Annotated in this window: 22 protein-coding genes; 7 read left to right on the top strand and 15 right to left on the bottom strand. The window is 69.5% G+C overall.

Annotated features, from left to right (window positions below; all coding sequences use genetic code 11):
• Positions 1 to 68: 68 nt before the first annotated feature.
• The 4 genes from ISP_RS19860 to ISP_RS19845 are packed head-to-tail and all read right to left on the bottom strand — an operon-like array spanning position 69 to position 5,533.
• A complete protein-coding gene (locus ISP_RS19860) occupies positions 69 to 1,031 on the bottom strand; it encodes an ABC transporter ATP-binding protein (protein WP_013225595.1) in 963 nt (320 codons plus the stop codon).
• Positions 1,028 to 2,842: a dipeptide/oligopeptide/nickel ABC transporter permease/ATP-binding protein gene (locus ISP_RS19855; RefSeq protein ID WP_013225594.1), complete on the bottom strand. Its 1,815-nt coding sequence runs from the start codon at positions 2,840 to 2,842 to the stop codon at positions 1,028 to 1,030. Before ISP_RS19855 ends, ISP_RS19860 begins: the two co-directional genes overlap by 4 nt.
• Before the next feature lie 15 nt (positions 2,843 to 2,857).
• Positions 2,858 to 3,847 (bottom strand): ABC transporter permease, encoded by a 990-nt coding sequence (locus tag ISP_RS19850; protein ID WP_013225593.1) that lies wholly within the window; start codon positions 3,845 to 3,847, stop codon positions 2,858 to 2,860.
• A 3-nt stretch (positions 3,848 to 3,850) separates the two neighbouring features.
• Positions 3,851 to 5,533 (bottom strand): ABC transporter substrate-binding protein, encoded by a 1,683-nt coding sequence (locus tag ISP_RS19845; RefSeq protein WP_230468852.1) that lies wholly within the window; start codon positions 5,531 to 5,533, stop codon positions 3,851 to 3,853.
• A gap of 200 nt (positions 5,534 to 5,733) precedes the next feature.
• Here ISP_RS19845 and ISP_RS19840 point away from each other — a divergent pair, with 200 nt between their 5' ends.
• Positions 5,734 to 7,011, top strand: a complete 1,278-nt coding sequence (locus ISP_RS19840; RefSeq protein ID WP_013225591.1) for an ROK family transcriptional regulator — start codon at positions 5,734 to 5,736, stop codon at positions 7,009 to 7,011.
• Here ISP_RS19840 and ISP_RS19835 read toward each other — a convergent pair.
• The 4 genes from ISP_RS19835 to ISP_RS19820 form a co-directional block, all read right to left on the bottom strand.
• Positions 6,997 to 8,235: an AGE family epimerase/isomerase gene (locus ISP_RS19835; protein WP_013225590.1), complete on the bottom strand. Its 1,239-nt coding sequence runs from the start codon at positions 8,233 to 8,235 to the stop codon at positions 6,997 to 6,999. The two genes, ISP_RS19840 and ISP_RS19835, sit on opposite strands and share 15 nt — an antisense overlap.
• 70 nt (positions 8,236 to 8,305) lie before the next feature.
• Positions 8,306 to 9,211, bottom strand: coding sequence for an extracellular catalytic domain type 1 short-chain-length polyhydroxyalkanoate depolymerase (locus ISP_RS19830; protein WP_013225589.1), 906 nt, complete (start codon positions 9,209 to 9,211; stop codon positions 8,306 to 8,308).
• A 98-nt stretch (positions 9,212 to 9,309) separates the two neighbouring features.
• Entirely contained in the window at positions 9,310 to 9,894 is a 585-nt protein-coding gene (locus tag ISP_RS48285; RefSeq protein WP_013225588.1) for a TetR-like C-terminal domain-containing protein, read from the bottom strand.
• A gap of 4 nt (positions 9,895 to 9,898) precedes the next feature.
• Positions 9,899 to 10,345, bottom strand: a complete 447-nt coding sequence (locus ISP_RS19820; RefSeq protein WP_034285193.1) for a CBS domain-containing protein — start codon at positions 10,343 to 10,345, stop codon at positions 9,899 to 9,901.
• 185 nt (positions 10,346 to 10,530) lie between these two features.
• Between ISP_RS19820 and ISP_RS19815 the strand changes: the two genes are divergently transcribed.
• Positions 10,531 to 10,857: a hypothetical protein gene (locus ISP_RS19815; protein ID WP_235190568.1), complete on the top strand. Its 327-nt coding sequence runs from the start codon at positions 10,531 to 10,533 to the stop codon at positions 10,855 to 10,857.
• A gap of 58 nt (positions 10,858 to 10,915) precedes the next feature.
• On the opposite strand, the gene ISP_RS19810 is transcribed toward ISP_RS19815, so the two are convergent.
• Positions 10,916 to 11,773, bottom strand: coding sequence for a GH25 family lysozyme (locus ISP_RS19810; protein ID WP_013225585.1), 858 nt, complete (start codon positions 11,771 to 11,773; stop codon positions 10,916 to 10,918).
• Positions 11,774 to 11,828: 55 nt separating this feature from the next.
• A complete protein-coding gene (locus ISP_RS19805) occupies positions 11,829 to 11,957 on the bottom strand; it encodes a hypothetical protein (RefSeq protein WP_265049910.1) in 129 nt (42 codons plus the stop codon).
• A gap of 427 nt (positions 11,958 to 12,384) precedes the next feature.
• Between ISP_RS19805 and ISP_RS19800 the strand changes: the two genes are divergently transcribed.
• Positions 12,385 to 12,738 (top strand): hypothetical protein, encoded by a 354-nt coding sequence (locus tag ISP_RS19800; RefSeq protein ID WP_013225584.1) that lies wholly within the window; start codon positions 12,385 to 12,387, stop codon positions 12,736 to 12,738.
• Positions 12,739 to 12,902: 164 nt separating this feature from the next.
• On the opposite strand, the gene ISP_RS19795 is transcribed toward ISP_RS19800, so the two are convergent.
• The gene (locus tag ISP_RS19795) at positions 12,903 to 13,388 is read right to left on the bottom strand and encodes a dihydrofolate reductase family protein (protein WP_013225583.1); all 486 of its coding nucleotides are present in this window, start codon (positions 13,386 to 13,388) and stop codon (positions 12,903 to 12,905) included.
• Positions 13,389 to 13,424: 36 nt separating this feature from the next.
• Between ISP_RS19795 and ISP_RS19790 the strand changes: the two genes are divergently transcribed.
• Positions 13,425 to 16,031, top strand: coding sequence for a DUF6185 family protein (locus ISP_RS19790; RefSeq protein ID WP_230468850.1), 2,607 nt, complete (start codon positions 13,425 to 13,427; stop codon positions 16,029 to 16,031).
• Here ISP_RS19790 and ISP_RS19785 read toward each other — a convergent pair.
• Entirely contained in the window at positions 16,012 to 16,140 is a 129-nt protein-coding gene (locus ISP_RS19785; protein ID WP_014467015.1) for a hypothetical protein, read from the bottom strand. The genes ISP_RS19790 and ISP_RS19785 overlap by 20 nt on opposite strands.
• 47 nt (positions 16,141 to 16,187) lie before the next feature.
• On the opposite strand from ISP_RS19785, the gene ISP_RS19780 reads away from it, so the two are divergent.
• Positions 16,188 to 16,913, top strand: a complete 726-nt coding sequence (locus ISP_RS19780) for a PP2C family protein-serine/threonine phosphatase (RefSeq protein WP_013225581.1) — start codon at positions 16,188 to 16,190, stop codon at positions 16,911 to 16,913.
• Here ISP_RS19780 and ISP_RS19775 read toward each other — a convergent pair.
• Both ISP_RS19775 and ISP_RS19770 read right to left on the bottom strand, forming a co-directional pair.
• Positions 16,895 to 17,326 carry a cyclophilin-like fold protein gene (locus tag ISP_RS19775; RefSeq protein WP_013225580.1) on the bottom strand — a complete coding sequence of 144 codons (432 nt, stop codon included), beginning with the start codon at positions 17,324 to 17,326 and terminating at the stop codon, positions 16,895 to 16,897. The two genes, ISP_RS19780 and ISP_RS19775, sit on opposite strands and share 19 nt — an antisense overlap.
• Positions 17,323 to 17,511 carry an SDR family NAD(P)-dependent oxidoreductase gene (locus ISP_RS19770; protein WP_014467014.1) on the bottom strand — a complete coding sequence of 63 codons (189 nt, stop codon included), beginning with the start codon at positions 17,509 to 17,511 and terminating at the stop codon, positions 17,323 to 17,325. The genes ISP_RS19775 and ISP_RS19770 overlap by 4 nt, the downstream gene beginning before the upstream one ends.
• A gap of 129 nt (positions 17,512 to 17,640) precedes the next feature.
• Between ISP_RS19770 and ISP_RS19765 the strand changes: the two genes are divergently transcribed.
• Complete coding sequence (locus tag ISP_RS19765; protein WP_014467013.1) at positions 17,641 to 18,606, top strand: helix-turn-helix domain-containing protein; 966 nt, start codon at positions 17,641 to 17,643, stop codon at positions 18,604 to 18,606.
• On the opposite strand, the gene ISP_RS19760 is transcribed toward ISP_RS19765, so the two are convergent.
• Positions 18,522 to 19,385, bottom strand: coding sequence for a helix-turn-helix transcriptional regulator (locus tag ISP_RS19760; protein WP_013225578.1), 864 nt, complete (start codon positions 19,383 to 19,385; stop codon positions 18,522 to 18,524). The genes ISP_RS19765 and ISP_RS19760 overlap by 85 nt on opposite strands.
• 146 nt (positions 19,386 to 19,531) lie before the next feature.
• On the opposite strand from ISP_RS19760, the gene ISP_RS19755 reads away from it, so the two are divergent.
• Entirely contained in the window at positions 19,532 to 20,548 is a 1,017-nt protein-coding gene (locus ISP_RS19755; protein WP_013225577.1) for a zinc-dependent alcohol dehydrogenase family protein, read from the top strand.
• The last annotated feature ends 39 nt before the right edge of the window (positions 20,549 to 20,587 follow it).

Below are 20,587 nucleotides of genomic sequence, written 5' to 3'. Positions count from 1 at the left end.
CAACCGAGTTGTGGTTCAGACCTTCTTCGCTCAGGGGGTCAAGCGGGCGGGTGGCGCCCACCTCAGGGTCATGCCGGTGCTCCGGGGAACCAGCATCGCGCGAAGTGCCCGTCTCCGACCTTCTCCTCCGCCGGTGTTGTAGCGCAGACCGCCGTCGCCGAACGGCAGCGGTCGCGGAACGTGCAGCCGCCGTGCACGCCGGGCGTGAGGCCGCCACCGGCCGGATCGGCCTGCTCCGCCATCGCCATCCCCCGCTTGTCGGGATCGGGCGCGGCCGCCGCGAGCAGCTGGGTGTACGGGTGCTTCGGCCGCAGGATCACCTCCGAGGCCGGACCGTGTTCGACGATCCGGCCGCGGTAGAGCACCGCGATGTCGTCGGCGAAGTGGCGGGCCGTGGCCAGGTCGTGCGTGATGTACAGCACGGCCAGACCGTCCTCGCGCTGCAGCCGCCCCAGGAGGTTGAGCACGCCGAGGCGGATGGAGACGTCGAGCATCGACACCGGTTCGTCCGCGATGATGACCTTCGCCCCGGGCGCGAGGGCCCGGGCGATCGCCACCCGCTGGCGTTGCCCGCCGGACAGTTCGTGCGGCCGGCGCCGCGCGATTTCGTCGGCCGGCGTCAGGTTGACCCGCTCCAGCAGGTGCAGGACCTGCCGCCAGGTGTCCTCGCGTCCCCGGGCGCGCCCGTGCAGCAGCAACGGCCGCGCCAGGTGGTGCTCCACGGTGTGGAAGGGGTTCAGCGACGCGAACGGGTCCTGGAACACCATCTGCACGTGGTCGCGGTACGCCCGGCCGGAAACCTCGGCACCGTCGTCGGCGCTGACCACGATCCGCCCGGACGACGGCGACTCGAGACGCGTGACCAGCCGGGCGATCGTCGACTTCCCCGACCCGGACTCGCCCACCAGCGCCGTCGTCCGCCCGGGCGTCAGGGTGAACGACACGCCATCGACCGCGCGCAGCCGGGACCGGCGCACGCCGTCGCGGACCCGGAAGTCCTTCACCAGGTCGCGGACCGCCAGCTCGGTCACCGGACACCTCCTTCGGTGAGGGCTTGGTCGCGCAGGAACGCCCCGCGCTCCCCGGTCAGGCTCGGGAACGACTCGAGCAACGTCCGGGTGTAGGGATGCGACGGCGCGCGGTACATCCGCTCGGCCGCGGCGTCTTCGACGATCTCGCCGTCCTTCATCACCGCGATCCGGTCGGCGATCTCCAGCAGCAGGGGGAGGTCGTGGGTGATGAGGATGGCGGCGAAGCCGAACTCGTCCCGCAGCCGCAGGATTTCCTTCAGGATTCCGCGCTGCACCACGACGTCCAGCGCGGTCGTGGGCTCGTCCATGATCATCACCTGCGGGTCGAGCAGCAGGGCCATCGCGATCATCACCCGCTGCCGCATCCCGCCCGACAGCTCGTGCGGGTACGCGCCCAGCCGGCCGGGATCGACGCCGACCAGCCGCAGGACCTCCTCGCACCTCGCTTTCCGCTGCGCCTTCGGCATGTCCGGGCGGTGAGTCGTGAGGACGTCGTCCAGCTGTGAACGCACGGTGGTCACCGGGTTCAGCGCGTTCATCGCGCCTTGGAAGACCATCGAGAGGCGGTCCCAGCGGAACGCGCGCAGCTCCTCGCGGTCCAGGGCCAGCACGTCGATGTCCGTGCCGTCGCGGTCGTGCAGGACGACCGTGCCCGCGGTGACCTCCGCGGGCGGCCGGTGCAGCCGGTTGATCGCGTAGGCCAGGGTCGTCTTCCCGCAGCCGGACTCCCCGGCCAGGCCGAGGATCTCGCCGCGCCGGAGCGTGAGGGACACGTCCTTGACCGCGTGGACCGGCGACTGGGTGCGGTACACGACGTCGAGGTGATCGACGCTCAGCACGACGTCGGCCCCGGCCTCGGCCGGCTGCCGGGTTTCCGGCCGTTCGGCGCGGCGCCGCCGGCCCGCCACCCGCAGCTTCGGGTTGATGATCTCGTCGATGCTGAAGTTGATCAGCGCGAGCCCGCAGCCGAACAGCGCGATGACCAGACCGGGCGGGACGAACCACCACCAGGCCGACCGCTGGAGGGCGAAACCGTTCTGGGCGAAGTAGAGCATCGTCCCCAGCGTCGAGGAGTTCGACGCACCGAGCCCGAGGAACGACAGCCCGGCCTCGGACAGGATCGCCGCGATCACCGCGAACACGAACTGCGACGCCAGCAGCGGCAGCAGGTTGGGCAGGATTTCGACGGTGATGATCCGCCACCGCTTCTCCCCCGCGACCCGCGCCGCGGCGACGTAGTCGCGATTGCGCAGCGAGAGCGTCTGGGCGCGCAGCACCCGCGCCGAGGCCGCCCACCCGGTGATGGCCAGCACGAGCGCGACCGTCCACGCGCCGCGCGACTCGGGCGGGACGAACCCGGCGATCACGATCACCAGCGGCAACCCGGGGATGACCAGCATGACGTTGGAGAACAGGGAAAACACTTCGTCGACGGCGCCGCCGGCGTAGGCGCCGATGACGCCGAAGAACGCCGAGAGCACCGTCGCCAGCACCCCGACGATCAGGCCGATCTGGAGGGAGCCACGGGTGGCGTACGCCAGCTGGGCGAAGACGTCCTGCCCGGTCTGGGTGAGACCGAGGAGGTGGCCGTCGCCCGGCGGGGCCAGTCCGGCGTCCCGGATCGCGTCGGGGTCGCCGACGAACAGCGGGCCGAAGATGCCGAACAGGGCGATGACGGCGACCAGGCCGAGCCCGACGCCCAGGCGGGGCGACCACGTCGGCAGGACCGCGCGCAGTCCGCTGATGCGGCCCCGGCGGACGGGCGTCAGGATCGGTGCGCCGGTGGTGGTTTCGGGGCTGAGATTCGTCACGTGCCGTTCTCCTTCTCAGGCCCGGGCCCGGGTGCGCGCGTCGATCAGCCCGTACAGCAGGTCGATCACGAGGTTGGCGCCGAGCACGGCCACGGTGATGATCAGGAAGATGCCCTGCATCAGCGCGTAGTCGTTGTTCTGCACCGCCTGCAGCAGCTTCGAGCCGATGCCCGGGTAGGAGAACACCTGCTCGGTGACGATCGACCCGGAAACCACGAAGCCCAGCGAAATCGCGAACCCGGCCACCGACGGCAGGACCGCGTTCCGGGCGGCGTAGCGCAGCATCACCCGCCCGTCGCGCAGTCCCTTGGCCTGCGCGGTGAGCACGTAGTCCTCGGACCCGGTGGACACCATCATGTTGCGCATGCCGAGCAGCCACCCGCCGACCGAGGAGACGACGATGGTGAGGGCGGGCAGGGTGCCGTGGTAGACGGCGGAGCCGAGGAAGTCGGCGTTCCACCCCGGGTCGAGGGCCACGTCGTAGCCGCCGAGCAGCGGGAACCACCCGAGGGCGCCGGCGAGCAGCGCCGCCAGCAGCAGCGCCAGCCAGAAGTACGGGACCGCGGCCAGGACCGTGGTCCCCGGCACGAGGGCGTCCAGCCACGTGCCGCGCTTCCAGCCGACGAACATGCCGAGCCCGACCCCGAGCACGAACGACACCAGGGTCGCGATGCCGACCAGGACCAGCGTCCAGGGCAGCGCCTGGGCGATGACGTCGGAGACCTTGGCGGGGAAGACGCTGACCGACACGCCGAGGTCGCCGTGCGCCAGCCGGCCGAGGTAGGAGCCGTACTGCGACCACAGGGGCTCGTCGCTGTGGGTGCCCAGCAGCAGCTCGTAGGCGCGGCGCACCGACGGATCGGGCGTCGCACCGCGCTGGGCCAGCTTCGCGAGCAGGACGTCCACCGGGTTGCCGGGCAGCAGGCGCGGGACCAGGAAGTCGAGCGTCAGCGCCGCCCACAGGGCCACCAGGTAGAACGCCAGTTTCCGAACGTAGTAGCGCACCGGTCACTGGCCCGCGGGCTTGAGGGTCTTGTAGATCTGGGCCTGGTCCGGCCGGCTCCACACCGCCGGGAAGGCGTACAGGTTGTCCTTGGCCGGCCAGCCGGTGAATTTGGCCGAGTGGTACTCGCTCGTCGTGCCGCCGGTCAGGATCGGGATGTAGGGCATGTCCTGTTCGGCCCGGGTCTGGACGACGTCGAAGTAGGGCTGCCGCTTCGCCGCGTCCGTCGAGTCGATGCCCTTGACGGCGTTGAGCGCCGCGTCGACTTCCGCGTCGGAGTAGCGGCTGTAGTTCGGGTAGGCCGATTCGCCGACCTTGGCGGTGGTCTCGGTCGAGAAGTAGTAGTTGTAGTCGTAGAACGGGTCCGCCGACGGGCCCTGGTTCATCGCGTCGATCAGCAGCTGGAAGCGGCCGCGCACGCGCGCGTCGGCCCACTCGTTGTAGGACACCTGCTGGGCGGTCAGCTTGATCCCGGCGGGCTGCAGCTGCTGGGCCATGGTGGTGATCGCGGTGATGTAGTCGGTCCAGCCCGAGGGCACCTGGACCGTCAGCTCCAGCGGTTTGCCGTCCTTGGCGAAGACGCCGTCCGGGCCCTTCGCGTAGCCCGCGCCCTGCAGGAGCCCGGTCGAGCGGGCCAGATCGGGTGCCTTCGGGGCGAGCCGTTCCCGCAGTTTCGGCGAGACGTACTTGGCGTCGCGGCCGAGCAGCGTGAAACCGGGCGAGATGTCGGAGGCGGTGTCCTCGAAGGCCAGCGCGTTGAGCTGGGTGCGGTTGATCGCGTAGTAGATCGCCTTGCGCACGGCCGGGTCGGTCTGCGGGCCGGTGCAGCCGAGAGCGGCGTTCGAACAGGTCGTGAGGTTCATCTGGTTCATCGGGACCGTGATGGCCTGATAGCCCGGGTAGTTCTTCGAAACGTTCTTGATTTCGGGGACCGGCCCGGTCTGCCAGTCGATCTGCTTGCTCGCCAGCGCGTCCGCGCCGGACTGGTTGCCGGCCAGCGCGAGGTAGCGGATCCGCTTCACCGCGGGCTCGCCGCCCCAGTAGCCGGGGTTGGCCTTGAACGTGAACGCCTGTGGCTTGAACTCCTCGAGCACGAACGGGCCGGTGCCGACCGGCTGCGCGATCACGTCGTTCGCCGGGTCGGGGATCTTCGACCACAGGTGCTGGGGCACGATGAAGGTCTTGCCGAGGACCTGCGCGCCCTGCATGAACGCGGGCTTCGAGAAGGTGATCCGGACGTGGGTGTCGTCGGTGGCGACGGCCTGGCCGTCGTAGCCGGTGGTGTTGATGGTCTTGTTCTTCGCGACCATGTCGAGGGTGAACGCGACGTCCTTGGCGGTGAAGGGCGTGCCGTCGGAGAACTTCACGTTCGACCGCAGGGTGACCAGCAGCTGCGTGCCGTCGGCGTTCCAGGCGAAGTCGGTGCCCAGCAGCGGGACGGGCTTCGCGTCCTGGGTGATGTTGTAGAAGAACAGCGGTTCGAAGATCGTCCCCGGGCCTTCCATCGTGCTGGAGGAGAACGGGTTGAAGTTGATCTGGTAGTCGCCCGACTGGCCGGTGTAGGCGACGAGCGTGCTGTCCGCGGCGGACCCGCTGTCCGACGACCCGCAGCCGGTGACGAGCGTGGTGGCCGCGATCGCGGCGAGCACAGCGCCGCAGGCCCCGCGACGCGCTGGGTGAACCGACATCAAGTCCTCCTGGCTGGGCTGCGTTGACCGTCCGCCGATCACGGCAGGCACAAGACTGGAGGCATTGTTAAGTCATCGAAGAAATTAAGTCAACCCTTTCGGGGCATCTGGCGGGCGCGAACGCGCTGTCTACCCCCAGCTGGCGGGCAGCGCCTTGCTACCCTTCGCGTATCGACCTAAGTAAGTCGGCAGGAGTTCGGATGAGCGCGCCCACCAGGACCACCCCGCACACCAGCAGCCGGGCGGCGGTCCTCGACGTCATCCGGGCCGCCGGCACCATCAGCCGGGTCAGCCTGGTCAACGCCACCGGCCTGACCGGTGCCACGATCTCCACGGTCGTCCGCGGTCTCATCGACGACGGCCTGGTCCAGGAAACCGGGCGCGCCGCATCGACCGGCGGCAAGCGCCGCGTCCTGCTGCAGCTGAACCCGGCGGCCCGGTACGCCGTGGGCATCCACCTCGACCACGCCGACATCACGTACGTGGTCACCGATCTGGCGGGCGCCGTGGTCGCGCGCATCTCGCGGCCCGGCGCGGGGAACGCCGCTCCCGAAGCGGTCGTGCAGCGGATGACCGACGAGGCCTGGGCGCTCGTCGCGAGCGCCGACGTCGACCGCGAGCGCCTGCTCGGGTTCGGCCTGGTCTTCCCCGGCCCGCTCAGCGCCAACGAAGGAATGGCGATCACCCCGCCGGCCATGCGGCAGTGGGCGGACTTCCCGCTGGGCCACGAAATGCGCCGCGCCACCGGCCTGCCGGTCGTGCTCGACAACGACGCGACCGCCGCGGCGCTCGGCGAGCACTGGTCCGGCGGCGTGGACCTGCCGCCCACCTTCGCCGCGCTGTACATGGGCAGCGGCATCGGCGCCGGGCTGATCGTCAACGGGATCAGCTACCGGGGCTCGAGCGGCAACACCGGCGAGCTGGGCCACATCTGCCTCGAAATGGACGGTCCCGAGTGCTGGTGCGGCGCGCGCGGCTGTCTCGAGGTCCTCGCCGGCCCGGCCGCGGTCGTGGCCGCCGCGCGTGCCGACCGCCGGCTCGCCCGCGCCGCCGGGTTGTCCCGGCGCGACCGCAACCCGGATCAGTCCGTGATCCCGGACTTCGCCGCGGTCAGCCGGGCGGCGCGACGCGGTGACGAGGGCGCGCTCGCCCTGCTGGAGCGCTCGGCGCGCTACGTCGCGGTCGCCGTGCGGAACCTGGCGAACATCATGGACCTCGAAGCCGTGGTCCTCACCGGCCCCAGCTTCGCCATCGCCGGGCCGAGCTACCTGCCGGCCGTCGAACGGGAACTGGACGGCATGTTCTTCGCCCGCGCCAACCACACCGTCGAAATGCGGCTGTCCCGGGCGGCGGCGACGGCACCGGCGATCGGCGCCGCCGCGATGGTGCTGCAGTCCGAACTCGTGCCGCTGCACAGCGGCCTGCGGCTGCCGGAGAACCTCCAGCCGTCCGAACCCCCGCTGTCACCCGCCTCCTGAACGGCCCGCCACCACGCCACCGGCGAACGAAGCGCATACGGGCAGCCGGGTGATCAGCGCGGCCTGGTAGGCGTGGTAGACGTCGGGTTTGCCCGGCCACACCGCGGCCGCAGGCGCGTTGCCGTGGTCGAGTTCGTGGTGCCAGGACCCGTTTTCCCGGTCCACGAAGTACTTCTCCGCGTACTCGCACCACCGCCGGAACCGGACGAGGTACTGCGCGTCCCCGGTCGCCTGGTGCAGCACCCAGGCCGCGGCCATCGCCTCGGCCACGACCCAATGCAGCCGGCTGCGCACCACCGGCGTCCCCGCGAAGTCCGTGGTGTAGACGAAACCGTCCGCGCCGTCGACCGACCAGCCGTCCCGGACCGCGGTGTCGAACAGGCAACGGGCGCTCTCGAGCAGCCATTCCGGCGCACGGCTGCCCAGCGCGGTCCGCACGTGCACCGCCAGCCGGGCCCATTCGAAAAGGTGGCCGATGGTCACGCCGTACGGCCGGAACGGATGGGCCGGGTCGTCCCGGTGGTACTCGGGCACCTCGGTCCACTCCGCCGTGAAGTGCTCGGGCAGCCGCCAGCCGTGCCCGCGGGCGACCCGGCCGACGAGCCGCTCGACGATGCGGGCGGCCCGCTCGAGCAGCCGCGGGTCGCCGGTGATCCCGGCGGCCGCGAGCAGGGCTTCGACGGCGTGCATGTTGGCGTTGGCCCCGCGGTAGGGCTCGAGCCGGGTCCACCCCCGGTCCCAGACGTCGGCCGCCAGCCCCGCCGCCGGCTCCCAGAAGCGTTCGTCGAACACGGCCAGCGCCTCGTCGAGCAGGACGCGGGCGCCGTCGATCCCGGCGGCGGCCGCGCTCGCCGTGGCGAGGATGACGAAGCCGTGCTCGTAGGCGCGTTTGTCGTCGACGACCGGCCCGGCCGCGGTGGCCGACGCGAACCACCCGCCGTGCTCGTCGTCGCGCAACAGGCCGGTCAACGCGGCGATCCCGTGCTCGGCGAACTCGGTGTACCCGCTTCTCCCCTCGGCCGCGGCGAGCGCGAAGACGTGCGTCATCCGGCAGGTGATCCAGGTTTCGACCGGCCGCTCGCGGACCGGACGCCCTCGCTCGTCCAGCCAGGTGAAGCCGCCTTCGGGGTGCCGGGAGGCACGGGCGAACTCCAGCAGCCGATCCGGCTCGGCGGCCAGCCACGCCGGCACCACCTCGTCGGCGAGCAGACGGCTTTCGGGCACCTGACCTCCTCCATCCACGTGATCATCAGTCTTCCCTCGACGCCGGATCCACCTCTGGTCGGCCCGCCGGTCAGGTGCCGGCCGACTGGCCGATGCCGAAGAAGCGGATCACCTCGTCGGCGAGGATCTGGAGGTTGTGCGGCTGGCCCTGCTCCCGGATCGCCTCGACCCGGGAGCCGTAGCGGGTGCGGGTCCACGTGCTGCGCGGGGTGTTGTACTCGGTGGAGGTGGGTGTCGCGCTCACGCCGAGCACATTGGTCCACTGGTCGATCGCCTCGCCGAAGTTGGCGAAGCGGAGTACGTCGTCTTCGGTGCCGTGCCAGAGCTGCACCCTGGGCCGTGGGCCCCGGTAGCCGGGGTAGGCGCTCCGCACCAGATCGCCCCACTGCTGCGCGGTCTTGTCGATGCGGCCCTCGGCGCAGTCGGTGTTCCACGACGCCGGACCGGCGAAGCAGCCGAACGGCACCCCCGCGAACGACGCGCCGGCCCGGAACACGTCCGGGTAGGAGCCGAGCAGGACGTTGGTCATCATGCCGCCCGAGGAGTGCCCGGTGACGAACGTGCGGGCCGGATCGCCGTGGTAGCGCTGCTGAACGTACTTGACCATCGACACGATGCCCTGTGCGTCACCGCCGCCGTCGTGCCTCAGCACCGCCGGCGAGTGGACGTCCCAGCAGCCGTCGGAACTGACCGCCGACGGGTAGATCACGATGAACCCGTACCGGTCGGCCAGCGAGGCGTACTGCGTGCCGGCGTAGAAGTCCTGCGCGGTGCCGTGGCACCAGTGCACCCCGACCACCACGGCGGGCCTGGCCGCCACCCTCGCGGGTACGTACACGAACATCTTGATGCCACTGGGGTTGTAGCCGAAGTCCTTGACCTGCTGCAACGACGCGGCACGAGCTGTGCCGGGAGCCAGCAGCGCCGCCAGGCCGATGAGCAGGGTCGTGACGAAGACCGCCGTCCTCGATGCCATCCGAACCGCCTTGTCTCGTCGATGAGGGAGGAACTCAGCCGAGACATTGTTAGGTTTCTGAAGAAAGAAAGTCAACCACGCGGTCGCCCGGACCCCGCTCACAACCCCAAGAGGGCCGACAGGGCGGTAGTGGCGAGATCTTCCGGGGCCTCGCCCATCCGGAAGCGCTCGTGCGGTCGTCGCAGGCTGAGAACCGCCAGGCCGTGCAGGGTGGCCCAGATGGCCGTGGCCAGCTGCTCCACCGATGGCTTCGCGGAAAGGATCGCCTTGGACTGAGCGTCGGCGACGGCTTCCCGAAGCACTTCGAAGGAGTCGTGCCCGACCGGACCGGCGTCCGGCCGGCTGCGGAACATGGTCGCGAACAGATCGGGGTGGTCCTGCACGAACCGCACGTACGCCGTGCCGCCGATGTTGGAGGCGAACACCTCGGCGATCAGAAACGGTGCCGGCTCGATGTCGAGGCGGTCGCAGACCAGCAGCGTCACCGGGGCGATCAGCAACACGGTGGTGACGTTGTCCAGGAACGCCGAGGCGACGGCGGTGATCAGCGACAGCAGGATCATCACCCGCAGCGGTGACCCCTTGGCCCGTTTGGCCAGCGCGGCGACCACCTTCGGGATCTTCTCGGTCGCGATGAACAGGTAGGCGATCACGAACACCGTGACGGCGATGGCCGTGCTCATGCCGTCAGTGCGGGGCCAGCGCCAGCTGCAGGAGCCGTGAGGCGGAGATGACGCCGTTCAGGGTCCGGTCCTCCATGACCGCGACCAGGGGGCAGCGCAGCCGGGCCATCATGGCCGCGACCTCGACGATCGTGTCGTCGGAGTTGACCCGCGGCAGCTCGGTGACCTCCTCGGGCAGCAGCGACCGCACGGTCCGGCCACCCAGCTTGTCCGCGACCCGGTCGGCCATGGACTCGTTGAGCACCCCGGCCAGCGACGGGTCGTCGCGCACGTAGCTCGGCACCAGGAACCGGACCACCTGCGACGCGGGCAGCACCGACTGCGGGCAGCCCGCCTTGTCGGTCACCACCAGGCCGGGCAGCCGCCGCTCGGCCAGCAGCCGCGCAGCGTCCAAGGCGTCGGAGTCCAGCTCCACCACCGGGTATTCCTCGGCCATCTCGACGGCGTGCATCGTCCCAGCGTAGGACGTCCCGACCGGGGACGCCGGGTTCACGATCAGCGCGAACGCCGAGATGAGCGCCATCGAACTTCCAAGCGTTCCTCCGGCGCCGGAGGTCGACCGCGGCCACTCAGCGGCCACGGAACCGCACGCCGGTAACCGCGCGGTAAGGATCTCCGAGCGCAAACGGTGCGACGATGAGGCAATCCACCGAGGAGGTCGCCATGACGAGTACTCACCCAGCACAGTCGCCGATCGGTCACCCTGCCTGGAAACGATTGGTGCCGGCGGGAATCGTCATCGTTTCCGCCCTCGTCGTGGCGGGCGGCGCGAAAGTCGCCTTCGAACTGGGCTCCACCATGATGCTGAGCATCGCCTCGGTGGGCGCTTGGATGATGTTGTGCCTCGGCTTGGCCTACGCAGGAGTCCGGCTGCGGCCCGGCGTCGGCGGCGCTCTCCTGGTCGGCTTCGGAATCGGCGCGCTCCTGGTGCTGGTGTTCGGAGGCATGCAGATGTTGGCGTGACCGGCCGCGGCGAACGCCGGCGGACGAATCGACCGAGGCCTTCGCCGCGGAACTCCGGTCAGCTCGCCGGCCCGGCCGCAAACGCGGCCAGGTCGGCAGCGGTGCCGGCGAAGACGTCTTGATCACCGGGAAAGGTGCCGGACTTCGCCCACTGGTAGAACGTGTAGGCACTCCACCCGGCAGGCATGCCGGGTGGGCCGCCCGCGTCCGAGGCGACCGGCGAAATCCACAACGGCGAATGCGCCGGGACAGTCACGTCACCGCCGGTGCAGTGGTTCCACCAACCCCGGGTTGTGTAGATCACCGGCCAGCGACCGGTCCGGTCGTCCACCGTGGTGACGAAATCGGTGAGCCACGCCGTCACTTCGGCCGGTGTCCGGTTGTAGCACCAGCCCGCCCAGTCCGCGGTCGAATACGGGTTGTACTCGATGTCGAGCACCGGCGGCAGCGTCTTCCCGTCGTTGACCCAGCCACCACCGTTCGCGACGAAGAACTCGGCCTGGGCGGCGCCGGAAGCCTGGTCCGGCAATCCGAAGTGGTACGCACCGCGCACGAGCCCCGCGTTCGCCGACCCGGCGTAGTTCGTCGCGAACGTCGGGTCGAGGTAGGTCGTGCTCTCGGTCGCCTTCATGTACGCGAACTTGGCGCCCCTCGCCGCCACGCCGGGCCAGTCCACGGTCTTCTGGTAGTGGCTGACGTCCAAACCCGGCAATCCGTCCGGCGCGACCGCACTCACCGACGCGGTCCGCCGACCGACCGCGCCGGCCCTCTCGGAAACCGGGACGGACGACCCCAGGAAGTCCGCCTCGGGATGAAGCCGGCCGAACCCGGTGGCCTCCGACGCCTGGCAAGACCCGGTCACCAGCGTCCCGGCGAAAACCACCGCCGCCACACCCGTGCCGGCCACTGTGCGCATTGAGCGGAATTTCGCGAATAGCCTCTCTGCCAGTCAGCCGTTCTTGGACTACTGCCTATCCTTCGTGCCACCAGGGCACGTCCGACTCGCCGAAGAGCATCACGAACGCGGAAACCGGAAACCGATCGTCCGGCGGCCGGAAATCTACGGTCATCTCGATCTCTTCGGCGCCGAGCAAGGTCATCCCGGCTTCCCGGAGCATTTCGATGATTCGCTAGTACGGGTTCCGGAGGTCCCCGTAGGCGCGGCGGGCGTGCTCGTGGACTTCCTCCGACCGGTCTTCCTTCCCTAATGCCATGGCGAACCGTGCACCCCCTTCTTGACGTGCGTGCTGACGCGCACAGTCCACTGGAGCTTACCTTTCGAACCGCCGAATGCCGCGCCGAGCCTGGGATGGAAGTTCGCCCACCGCCGGCCGAAGAAGAAGGCCGAACTGGATTGCGCGTTGGATTGTGGCACCGGCGCTGGCCGGCTGGCCGAGCCGCCGCGGTCTTGACGCCCCCATCAGCGCTTTTGCCCGCGCACGGCAAAAGCTACCGGTGTTCAGGCACGACCTCAACGATGGGAACGCACCACGGCACTGCCTCGAATCAGCACCTCCAAGGAGAGACATGAAGCACAAGTCACTCAAGGTCGCACTCGTCGCCGCGATCGCGGCCGGTGGCCTCGTCCTGTCCACCGGCAGCGCCTTCGCCTCCGGTCTAGGCGGAGACGTCTACACCACCTACTGCCATGCCTACGTCGCGTCCGCCGGCCCCCACTACGGCTACGGCGTCGTGACCGGAGCATCCAATTGCCTGGTCAATCTCTGGCAGTACAACGTCAACACCGGCGGTTCGAGCTCGACCGGCTTCTACTACGGCTCCACACCCAGCAAGTACCACGCTGACGGCGTGCACGAGCTCCAGGTCGAGGTCTACGACCCCAACACCGGCGCTGACGCTTGGGGTCCGCTCGTCTACTAGCGCGATCACGGGTCGGTCCCACGAGAAGGTGAACCGCCCTGGCGATTGCGGCCGGGGCGGTCACCTCTCGTGGCCAGGTGAGGTCAGCCGCGCCGAGCCCTCTTCGACGAAGATGGCGTGCAACGCGCTTGGGTGATCTCCCCCGAGAGTCCGGTCTACGGGGGTCAGGGCAGCACGCGATAGGTCAGGTGCGTGACCGAGCCGGCCGCTCGCGCGTCCACCTGCTCGACGTTCAGCGGCGGGGCGCCGTCGCGTGCGCGTTTCATCGCGGCTTCGATTCCGTCGGTCACGAAGTGGAACGTGGTGCCGCCGTCCATCGGCTGCGGATCGCGCGGGTGGTGGGTGAGCACGAAGACCGGGGCGTGGTAGGGCGGATTGTCGCCCCACCAGCCCTTCCACTGCCGATCCCACTCGCCACGCACCGGGCCGAACATGTTGCGCCCCATGATGAATGCCTTGGCCGTCATCATCCTGGCGAACTCGGCCGGGTGCTCCGCGGCGCCTTCGGCGAACCAGGCGTGCAGCTTGTCACCCCAGCCGTCGCCACCGTCGTCGCCGAACGGACGCTGCTCGCTCTGGTTGAGCCCGGCCGAGTACCCGTCGACCGAGATCGTGAGGTCGCAAGTCACCTTGCCCTTGCCTGTGGTCATGCCATCAGCATGGAGCAGTCACCCACATGGCGTCCAATGCCGATTCTGCAGAAGGCCGCCGAGATTCCGGGAGGGGTCGACGCGGCAACCAACGAGCCGGCCGTACAGGTCGGCTGGTCACGATCTGCCATCGTCCATAACAGAAGCCTGGCTGTCGACGACTGGAGAGCCATGGGAACCGGACGGACGAGGGCCCGCGCACGGAACTTCATCACCGCGGCGGTCGTGGTGGGGATCGGAGTGGCGACCGTCTGGAGGCTGCAATGTTCCATCGAAACGGAATCGGAGAAGATCGGCGATACCGTCACCGCCTGCGATCCGGTGAATTATCCTGCCGCGACCATCGACGTCGACGCGGAGATCACGGCCGATCGGCTGAGCACCCCCAGGCTGACGACCACGACGACCGTGCACCTGCCGCATTCCTGGTACGCGTCGAATGACCTGCTCAGCAACCGTGGGACAATCGCGTACCGATCGGCGGTACGGTGCCTGTTCGGCGACCTCGGCACCGAAACGGCGGTGTCCCACGACCAGCCACCTCCCGTCGAGATGACGACAGGGGATGTCGTCGTGACGGACACGGCGTGGTTCGACCTCACGAAACCCGGCAAAACCACACTCGGGCTGGTGGACCTGGAAGCGCAGGACAACGGCGACTGGTTTCTTTCGGTGAACTCGCGATGGGGACTGACCCAGGCGACCACGTGGAACGTCACCGTCGCCGCGCCGGACAGCTGGCTGGCCGGCGCGTCTCCGTGGCCGGAACCGGCGAATGCCGAATCCGGCAGGCTTTCCTGGTACTTCGGCACGACCGCACCCATGGCCGAGACCACGATGACGACGGTTTCGCTTCACCCCCCGGCCGGTTCGGAGCTCATCATCTGGGAAGGCACGTCGTGGGGACGCATCGTCGGGTGGATCTTGTTCGACTGGCCGCAGACGACGGCCTTTTCCGTGCTGGTGCTGCTGTTCATCCGCTGGGCCCGCAAACAGCGGCTCAACCCGGGCGAGCGCATCACCGATTCCGCCGACAACGCACGCCGGGTGACGCTTCCGCTTCTCGTGTTCCAGCTCGCGGTGCTGGGCATCGACATCACTTGGATCACCCTGGACGCGCTCGGGCAGCAGGTGCCCGACTGGGCGAACGCGGCCTGGGCGGTCGACATAGCGGTCTGCGCTTTCGCGTTGCTGTTCGCCTGGCGTTGCTGGATCCGAGGCTCAGTCCTGCTCCTGCTGACAGCCGGCTTCGCCGCGATTCTCATTGTCGTCCCGCTGCTCTCCGGTGATCTCGCCTTCGAGAATGCCGACCCGGTGCGTGCCGTCGTGCTCAGCACACTCGAGACGAGCCTGACATTTCTCGTGACGGTCCTTGTCGCCGCTTCGCTCTTGAACGCCGTCCGCGTCTTGTTCCATTCACCCCGCAAAGCCACGACACCGTTCTGGCTGTGGGCGTCCGCGTCGCTGATCGCCGCGAGCCTGCTCTTCGAGGGGTTCTGGCTCACCGGCCACAACTTCGCCCTGCAGCAGTGGCTGGCCGACTCGACGCCGGCCACCGGAGCGTTGCAGAGCACGTTCCGCTACTCCCTGTGGGGTCTGCTCAGCGACCGGCAGTGGATCTTCCTGCTCTTGCCGGCGATCGCCACGTTGGCCGTGACGCGCGACTACCTGCGGAGAACCACTACCTCGGACCGAAAGCCGCTGATGACGATCGCGTCGCTGCTCATCGCCCTCGGGCCGGCCGTGTGGTATCCCTCTTACGCAGGGTTTTCGCTGCCCGTCTGGATTGCCGTCGTCGCCACGTTCCGGCTGCTGTGCAATACCAAGACACCGGTGCTGGACCTGAAACTGATTCCGGGCGAGCCGATCCGGAACTGGGTCGCCCGACACGGCCCGGCAGCAGTCGACACACACGCGAAAGCCTGGCTCAGCCGAGGCGGCCGCGGCTCCGCGACAGCGCAGCTGCTACCCCGGCGAGTGACTCCGGTCGATGTGGCCTTCGCGCTGGGACCGGGGAAGACGCCCTATGGCAACTTGAAGGTCGCGGTCAGGGCCGCCTTGTGGCCCAGTGCAGTGGCCGGCTTCGCATTGTGCTTCCTCCGGGACTTCGTCCGCACCGACTACAGCGGAACCATCAACCAGTCCCTCGTGGTGCTGTGGCTGCAGGACCTCGCATGGGAATCCCTGAAGTGGATCTTCGCTGCCGCTGCTCTCGGCATCTTGTGGCAGCATCTGCCGGGCAAGCGTGGCCCGGTCAAGGTGTTGCCGTTGATCGCGGGTGTCGGCGTCGGTCCCTTGCTGGCCTTCGCCGCGCCAGCTGTTCTCGGCGGCGACCTCTCGTTCGACAGCTTGATCGAACTGGCGACGTTCACGGTGGTCATCACGCTCGTCGGCTGGCGCATGGACATGCGTGTGCTGCGGAACCTGGACAGCCAGCGGTACTCAACCTGGAAGGAAAGCTTGGCCATCTACGGCGTCGGCAACATGTCCTCGAGGATCACGACCTCACTGGCACCGCTGACGGCCATCGTCACCATCGTCTTCACGCTCATCGCCGGGCCGGACACCGCCACCAAGACCGAATCGAAGCAGGAGCCGTCCACCGGCTCCAGTGGACAGGTTCTCATTCCGCCAGGCCACTGATCGAGAGCATGATCTTGCCGGTCCCGGTCCAGTGATGCCCGGTGGAGCCGGCGGCCATGATTCTGCCGGCGAGCGCCAGAACCGGGGCGTCGCCGATCCGGCGGCGCACCGCGGCAGGTGTTCTCCGCGTCGCGACCGGCTGGCATCCTTCTCAGGATGACCGACTTCGCGTTTCGTACCGCTGCCGGCAGTGTCGCCGGGCGGCGGTACTCGGACAATTTCGACGTCGTCCACTTGACACAGGAACCGTTGCTCGCGGTCGTGGCGGACGGCATGGGCGACGGGGAAGGCAGTCGCGCGGCCGGCCGCACCACCGTCGATGTCTTCATCGACCGAATCCGCACGGCCGGCGACGCCCTCGACGCCGCGACGCTCCGGGCCGCTGTCGCCGAAGCCCAGGTGCAGGTCGGCGCGGCCGGCCGGCGGATCGGCCAGTTGACCGGCTGCACCCTGACCGCGCTGGCGGCGTCCTCGGCCGGACTGTGGCTGGTGCAGATCGGCGACTCCCGCGGCTACCGCCTTCGAGACGGCTTGCTGGAGCAGCTGACCGTCGATCACACCATGGCGTGGCTCGGTGCCGTCAACGGCTGGTACCCGTTCGATTCGCCCGAAGCCCACTCCGCCCGCTACCAGCTGACCCGGTACGTCGGCCACAGCGCGCGCCCTGAACCGGATGTGCTCAACGTCGCACCGCGCCCCGGTGACGTCCTCCTGCTGTGCAGCGACGGCGTCACCGACCAGGTGCCCTACACCCGGATCCGCGAAGTCCTGCAATGGGCGGCCGATCCGGACCGGCAGGTGCGCCGGCTGCTCGCCGACACCGAAGAGGCAGGCGGGGACGACAACGCCACCGCAGTGATCGTTCAGGTGACCTCAGGGTGAGTGCACAGCCGATTCTCCTGAACGGCCCACTTCTCGCCGCTGCGGCAAGCCGGCGTCTCCAGGATCAAGGGACGAGTTCGACGGCGACCCGCTCGGCAGCGGCGAGCACGTCGGCACACCCCGTCGGCCAAGCGACCGAGAACCACCACGCCGCTCGCGGGCGGCGCGTCGCGGTAGTAGATAGCCAGGTTGCCCCAGGGAGCGTAAAAGGCGATATCCCCGGCTTTCGGCTCAGCGCTTTCCGGAGCGCCGGAGGTCGTCAGCCGCCGAGGCAGGTCCGAGATCCGTTCCGTTTCGTGGAAGTCGCTCAGGTTCAGGGTGAGCGGCAGGAGCGTGGCGAAGTCGCGGGCGCTCGGGCTGTCGTTCAGGGTCGCGGTCACGACGCGGCCGTCGACGGTGAGGCGGATGTTCACGGCGGTGGCACGTCCGCCGGGAACGCGCGAGCCCGGATTCCGTCGCGGGCGAGGGCGGTCGTCAGCTCGGCCAAGCGCTCGGCGTCGCGGGCGATCAGGGCGACGGGGTGACCGGCCGCCCCGAAGCGGCGCGCGGTGGCGAGCCCCAGGCCGGGGCCGGCACCGACGAGTGCGAAGGTCGGCAAGGTGCCTCCTTGGTCGGGTTCAATCTCCGGTATCCACGGAACCACGAGCCGGCGCCTCTCGCGAGGTTCTCTCGAAAGGTGTACCGGCAGGGCACCCTTCGGCCGCGCTGCCGGACTTATCGTGGTGGCGTGGACAACCGTCAAGAAGTCCGTGAGTTCCTCGTCTCGCGGCGGGCCAAGATCAGCCCGGATCGGGCCGGCCTGCCCGCCGGCGGGAACCGGCGGGTACCGGGGCTGCGCCGCAGCGAGGTCGCGATGCTGGCCGACGTCAGCGTCGAGTACTACGCGAAGCTGGAACGCGGGAACCTCGCCGGCGTGTCCCCCGCCGTGCTGGACGCCGTGGCGCGGGCGCTCCAGCTCGACGACGCGGAACGAGCGCACCTGCTTGCCCTCGCCCGGGCCGCGGACGGCACGAGCGCGATCCTGCGGCGACGGCCGAAGGTGAAGCAGTGGTCGCCACGCGGCAGTCTGCAGCAGGTCCTCGACGCGGTCACCGAAGGGCCCGCGTTCGTCCGCAACGGACGGATGGATCTGCTGGCCGCGAACCGCCTCGCGCGGGCGTTCTACTCCGAGGTCTACGCGAGCTCGCAGCAGCCGCCGAACATCGCCCGGTTCCAGTTCCTCGACCCCGCGTCGCGCCGGTTCTACCCGGACTGGGAATTCTTCGCCGACGTCTGCGTGGAAATCCTGCACACCGAAGCCGGTCGCAACCCGCACGACAAGGGGCTGCACGACCTGGTCGGCGAGCTCTCGACCCGCAGCGACGAGTTCCGCCGGCGGTGGAGCGCGCACAACGTCCGTCACCACGGGACCGGGTCGAAGACCTTCCACCACCCCGTGGTCGGGACCCTCACCCTGGCCTACGAGGGCCTCGAACTGGCCGCCGAGCCGGGTCTCACCCTCACGATCTACACCGCGGAGCCCGGCTCGCCGTCGGAGGAAGCGCTGCGACTCCTCGCGTCCTGGGCGGCCACTCAAGAAGCCTCCACAGTGGACCGGGCAGAACGGAATCACTCGTCCGTGCGCGACGACGTCGTCCAGGACGCCAGCAGCTCCAGACGTTCCGCGGAGGGCGAACCGGGTTCGGCGGTGTAGACGACCAGGGTGAGCCCGGGCTCGGCCGCCATCGCCATCGCCTCCCACGTCAGGGTGACCTCGCCCACCAACGGGTGACAGAAACGCTTTACGCCCGTGCCGTGCCGGCGGACGTTGTGGGCACCCCAGCGGCGGCGGAACTCGTCACTGCGGGTGGACAGCTCGCCGACCAGGTCGTGGAGGCCCTTGTCGCCGGGGTTGCGCCCGGCCTCGGCACGCAGGACGTCGACCGTGATGTCCGCGGCCAGCTCCCAGTCGGCGTAGAAGCGGCGCGATCCCGGATCGAGGAACTGGTAGCGCGCCATGTTCGGCGTCGGCCCGCCGGCGTACATGTCGCTGTAGAAGGCCCGGGCGAGCTCGTTCCCGGCGAGCAGGTCCAGCCGTCCGTTGTTGACGAACGCGGGCCCGGCGGTGATCGCGTCCAGTGTCCACTGCAGACTCCGGTGCGGCGTCCACTTCTTCCCGGCTCGCTTCCGGGGCCGGGCGAGCACGTCCGCACCGTCGGCGCTCTGGGCGAGGTGGAGCAGGTGCGCGCGTTCGGCGTCGTCGAGCTGAAGCGCGCGGGCGACCGCCTCGAGCACGGCGGGCGAAGCACCGGCGAGATTCCCGCGCTCCAGCTTGGCGTAGTACTCGACGCTGACGTCGGCCAGCGCGGCGACCTCGCTGCGCCGCAGTCCCGGCACGCGACGCCGGGTGCCGCCCGGCAGGCCGGCTCGCTCCGGCGCGATCCTCGCGCGCCGCGAGACGAGGAACTCGCGGACTTCGTCACGATTGTCCACACCGCGACCGTACGCGCCCGCGTCACACGTTGGGGTGTACTGGCGGTACACCCCTCGGCAGTGACTCGCTGCCCGCGCGCAAAAGGAGTTGCCTGGAAGCACGGGGCCTTCGCGGCCCGCCATCGTCACTGTGTGAGGAGTCCACCATGCGCGGAGCTGTCATCCACGCGCCCGGCGACGTGCGTTTCGAACAGCTCGACGACCCGAAGATCGAGCGGCCGACCGATGCGATCATCCGCACCGTGCTCACCTGTGTCTGCGGGTCGGACCTGTGGCCTTTCCGCGGCCTCGAGCCGATCGGCGACCCGCACCCGATGGGGCACGAGTACGTCGGCGTCGTCGAAGAGGTCGGCAGTGAGGTGACCTCGGTCAAGCCCGGCCAGTTCGTGGTCGGGTCGTTCGCCACCTCGGACAACACCTGCGCGAACTGCCGCAACGGCTGGCAGTCCGCCTGCCTGCACCGCGAGTTCATGAGCACCTGCCAGGCCGACTACGTGCGGATCCCGAACGCCCAGGGCACCCTCGTCGCCACCGCCGAGCACCCGGACGAGGAATTCCTGCCCAGCCTGCTCGCGGTGTCCGACGTCATGGGCACCGGCTGGTACGCCGCCCTCGCCGCCGAGGTCAAGCCCGGCGACACCGCCGTGGTGGTCGGGGACGGCGCGGTCGGGCTCTGTGGTGTCATCGCCGCCAAGGAGCTCGGCGCCGAACGCGTCATCGCCATGAGCCGCCACGAATCGCGGCAGAAGCTCGCCACCGAATTCGGCGCCACCGACATCGTCACCGAGCGCGGTGACGACGGAATCGCGCGCATCAAGGACCTCACCGACGGCATCGGCGCCGACGCGGTGCTCGAATGCGTCGGCACCCCCGAGGCCATGCGCCAGGCCCTGCAGTCGGCGCGGCCGGGCGGCAACGTCGGTTTCGTGGGCGTCCCGCACGACGTGCAGATCGCCGGCGAGGAGCTGTTCTTCTCCCACGTCGGCCTGCGCGGCGGACCCGCGCCGGTGCGCCGCTACCTGCCCGACCTGGTCGACCGGGTGCTGGCCGGCCACATCGACCCCGGCCCGGTCTTCGACCTCAACCTGCCCCTGGACCAGGTCGCGGAGGGTTACCGGGCGATGGACGAGCGGCGCGCGATCAAGGCCCTGCTCACCCCCTGACAGAACCACCACCCGGCCAGGACCGCAGCGACGACGGTG

It is taken from the genome of Amycolatopsis mediterranei, from assembly GCF_026017845.1.
GTDB lineage: Bacteria > Actinomycetota > Actinomycetes > Mycobacteriales > Pseudonocardiaceae > Amycolatopsis > Amycolatopsis mediterranei.
The sequence above is the reverse complement of the archived record's forward strand: the minus strand, read 5'-3'. Positions and strand labels throughout refer to the sequence as shown.

What these genes read in the sequence shown, in the direction of transcription:
- ISP_RS19845 (WP_230468852.1), bottom strand. Translation starts at nt 5,533, where the DNA reads ATGTCGGTTCACCCAGCGCGTCGCGGGGCCTGCGGCGCTGTGCTCGCC.
- ISP_RS19840 (WP_013225591.1), top strand. Translation starts at nt 5,734, where the DNA reads ATGAGCGCGCCCACCAGGACCACCCCGCACACCAGCAGCCGGGCGGCG.
- ISP_RS19830 (WP_013225589.1), bottom strand. Translation starts at nt 9,211, where the DNA reads ATGGCATCGAGGACGGCGGTCTTCGTCACGACCCTGCTCATCGGCCTG.
- ISP_RS48285 (WP_013225588.1), bottom strand. Translation starts at nt 9,894, where the DNA reads ATGAGCACGGCCATCGCCGTCACGGTGTTCGTGATCGCCTACCTGTTC.
- ISP_RS19820 (WP_034285193.1), bottom strand. Translation starts at nt 10,345, where the DNA reads ATGCACGCCGTCGAGATGGCCGAGGAATACCCGGTGGTGGAGCTGGAC.
- ISP_RS19815 (WP_235190568.1), top strand. Translation starts at nt 10,531, where the DNA reads ATGAGGCAATCCACCGAGGAGGTCGCCATGACGAGTACTCACCCAGCA.
- ISP_RS19810 (WP_013225585.1), bottom strand. Translation starts at nt 11,773, where the DNA reads ATGCGCACAGTGGCCGGCACGGGTGTGGCGGCGGTGGTTTTCGCCGGG.
- ISP_RS19805 (WP_265049910.1), bottom strand. Translation starts at nt 11,957, where the DNA reads ATGACCTTGCTCGGCGCCGAAGAGATCGAGATGACCGTAGATTTCCGG.
- ISP_RS19800 (WP_013225584.1), top strand. Translation starts at nt 12,385, where the DNA reads ATGAAGCACAAGTCACTCAAGGTCGCACTCGTCGCCGCGATCGCGGCC.
- ISP_RS19795 (WP_013225583.1), bottom strand. Translation starts at nt 13,388, where the DNA reads ATGACCACAGGCAAGGGCAAGGTGACTTGCGACCTCACGATCTCGGTC.
- ISP_RS19790 (WP_230468850.1), top strand. Translation starts at nt 13,425, where the DNA reads ATGCCGATTCTGCAGAAGGCCGCCGAGATTCCGGGAGGGGTCGACGCG.
- ISP_RS19780 (WP_013225581.1), top strand. Translation starts at nt 16,188, where the DNA reads ATGACCGACTTCGCGTTTCGTACCGCTGCCGGCAGTGTCGCCGGGCGG.
- ISP_RS19755 (WP_013225577.1), top strand. Translation starts at nt 19,532, where the DNA reads ATGCGCGGAGCTGTCATCCACGCGCCCGGCGACGTGCGTTTCGAACAG.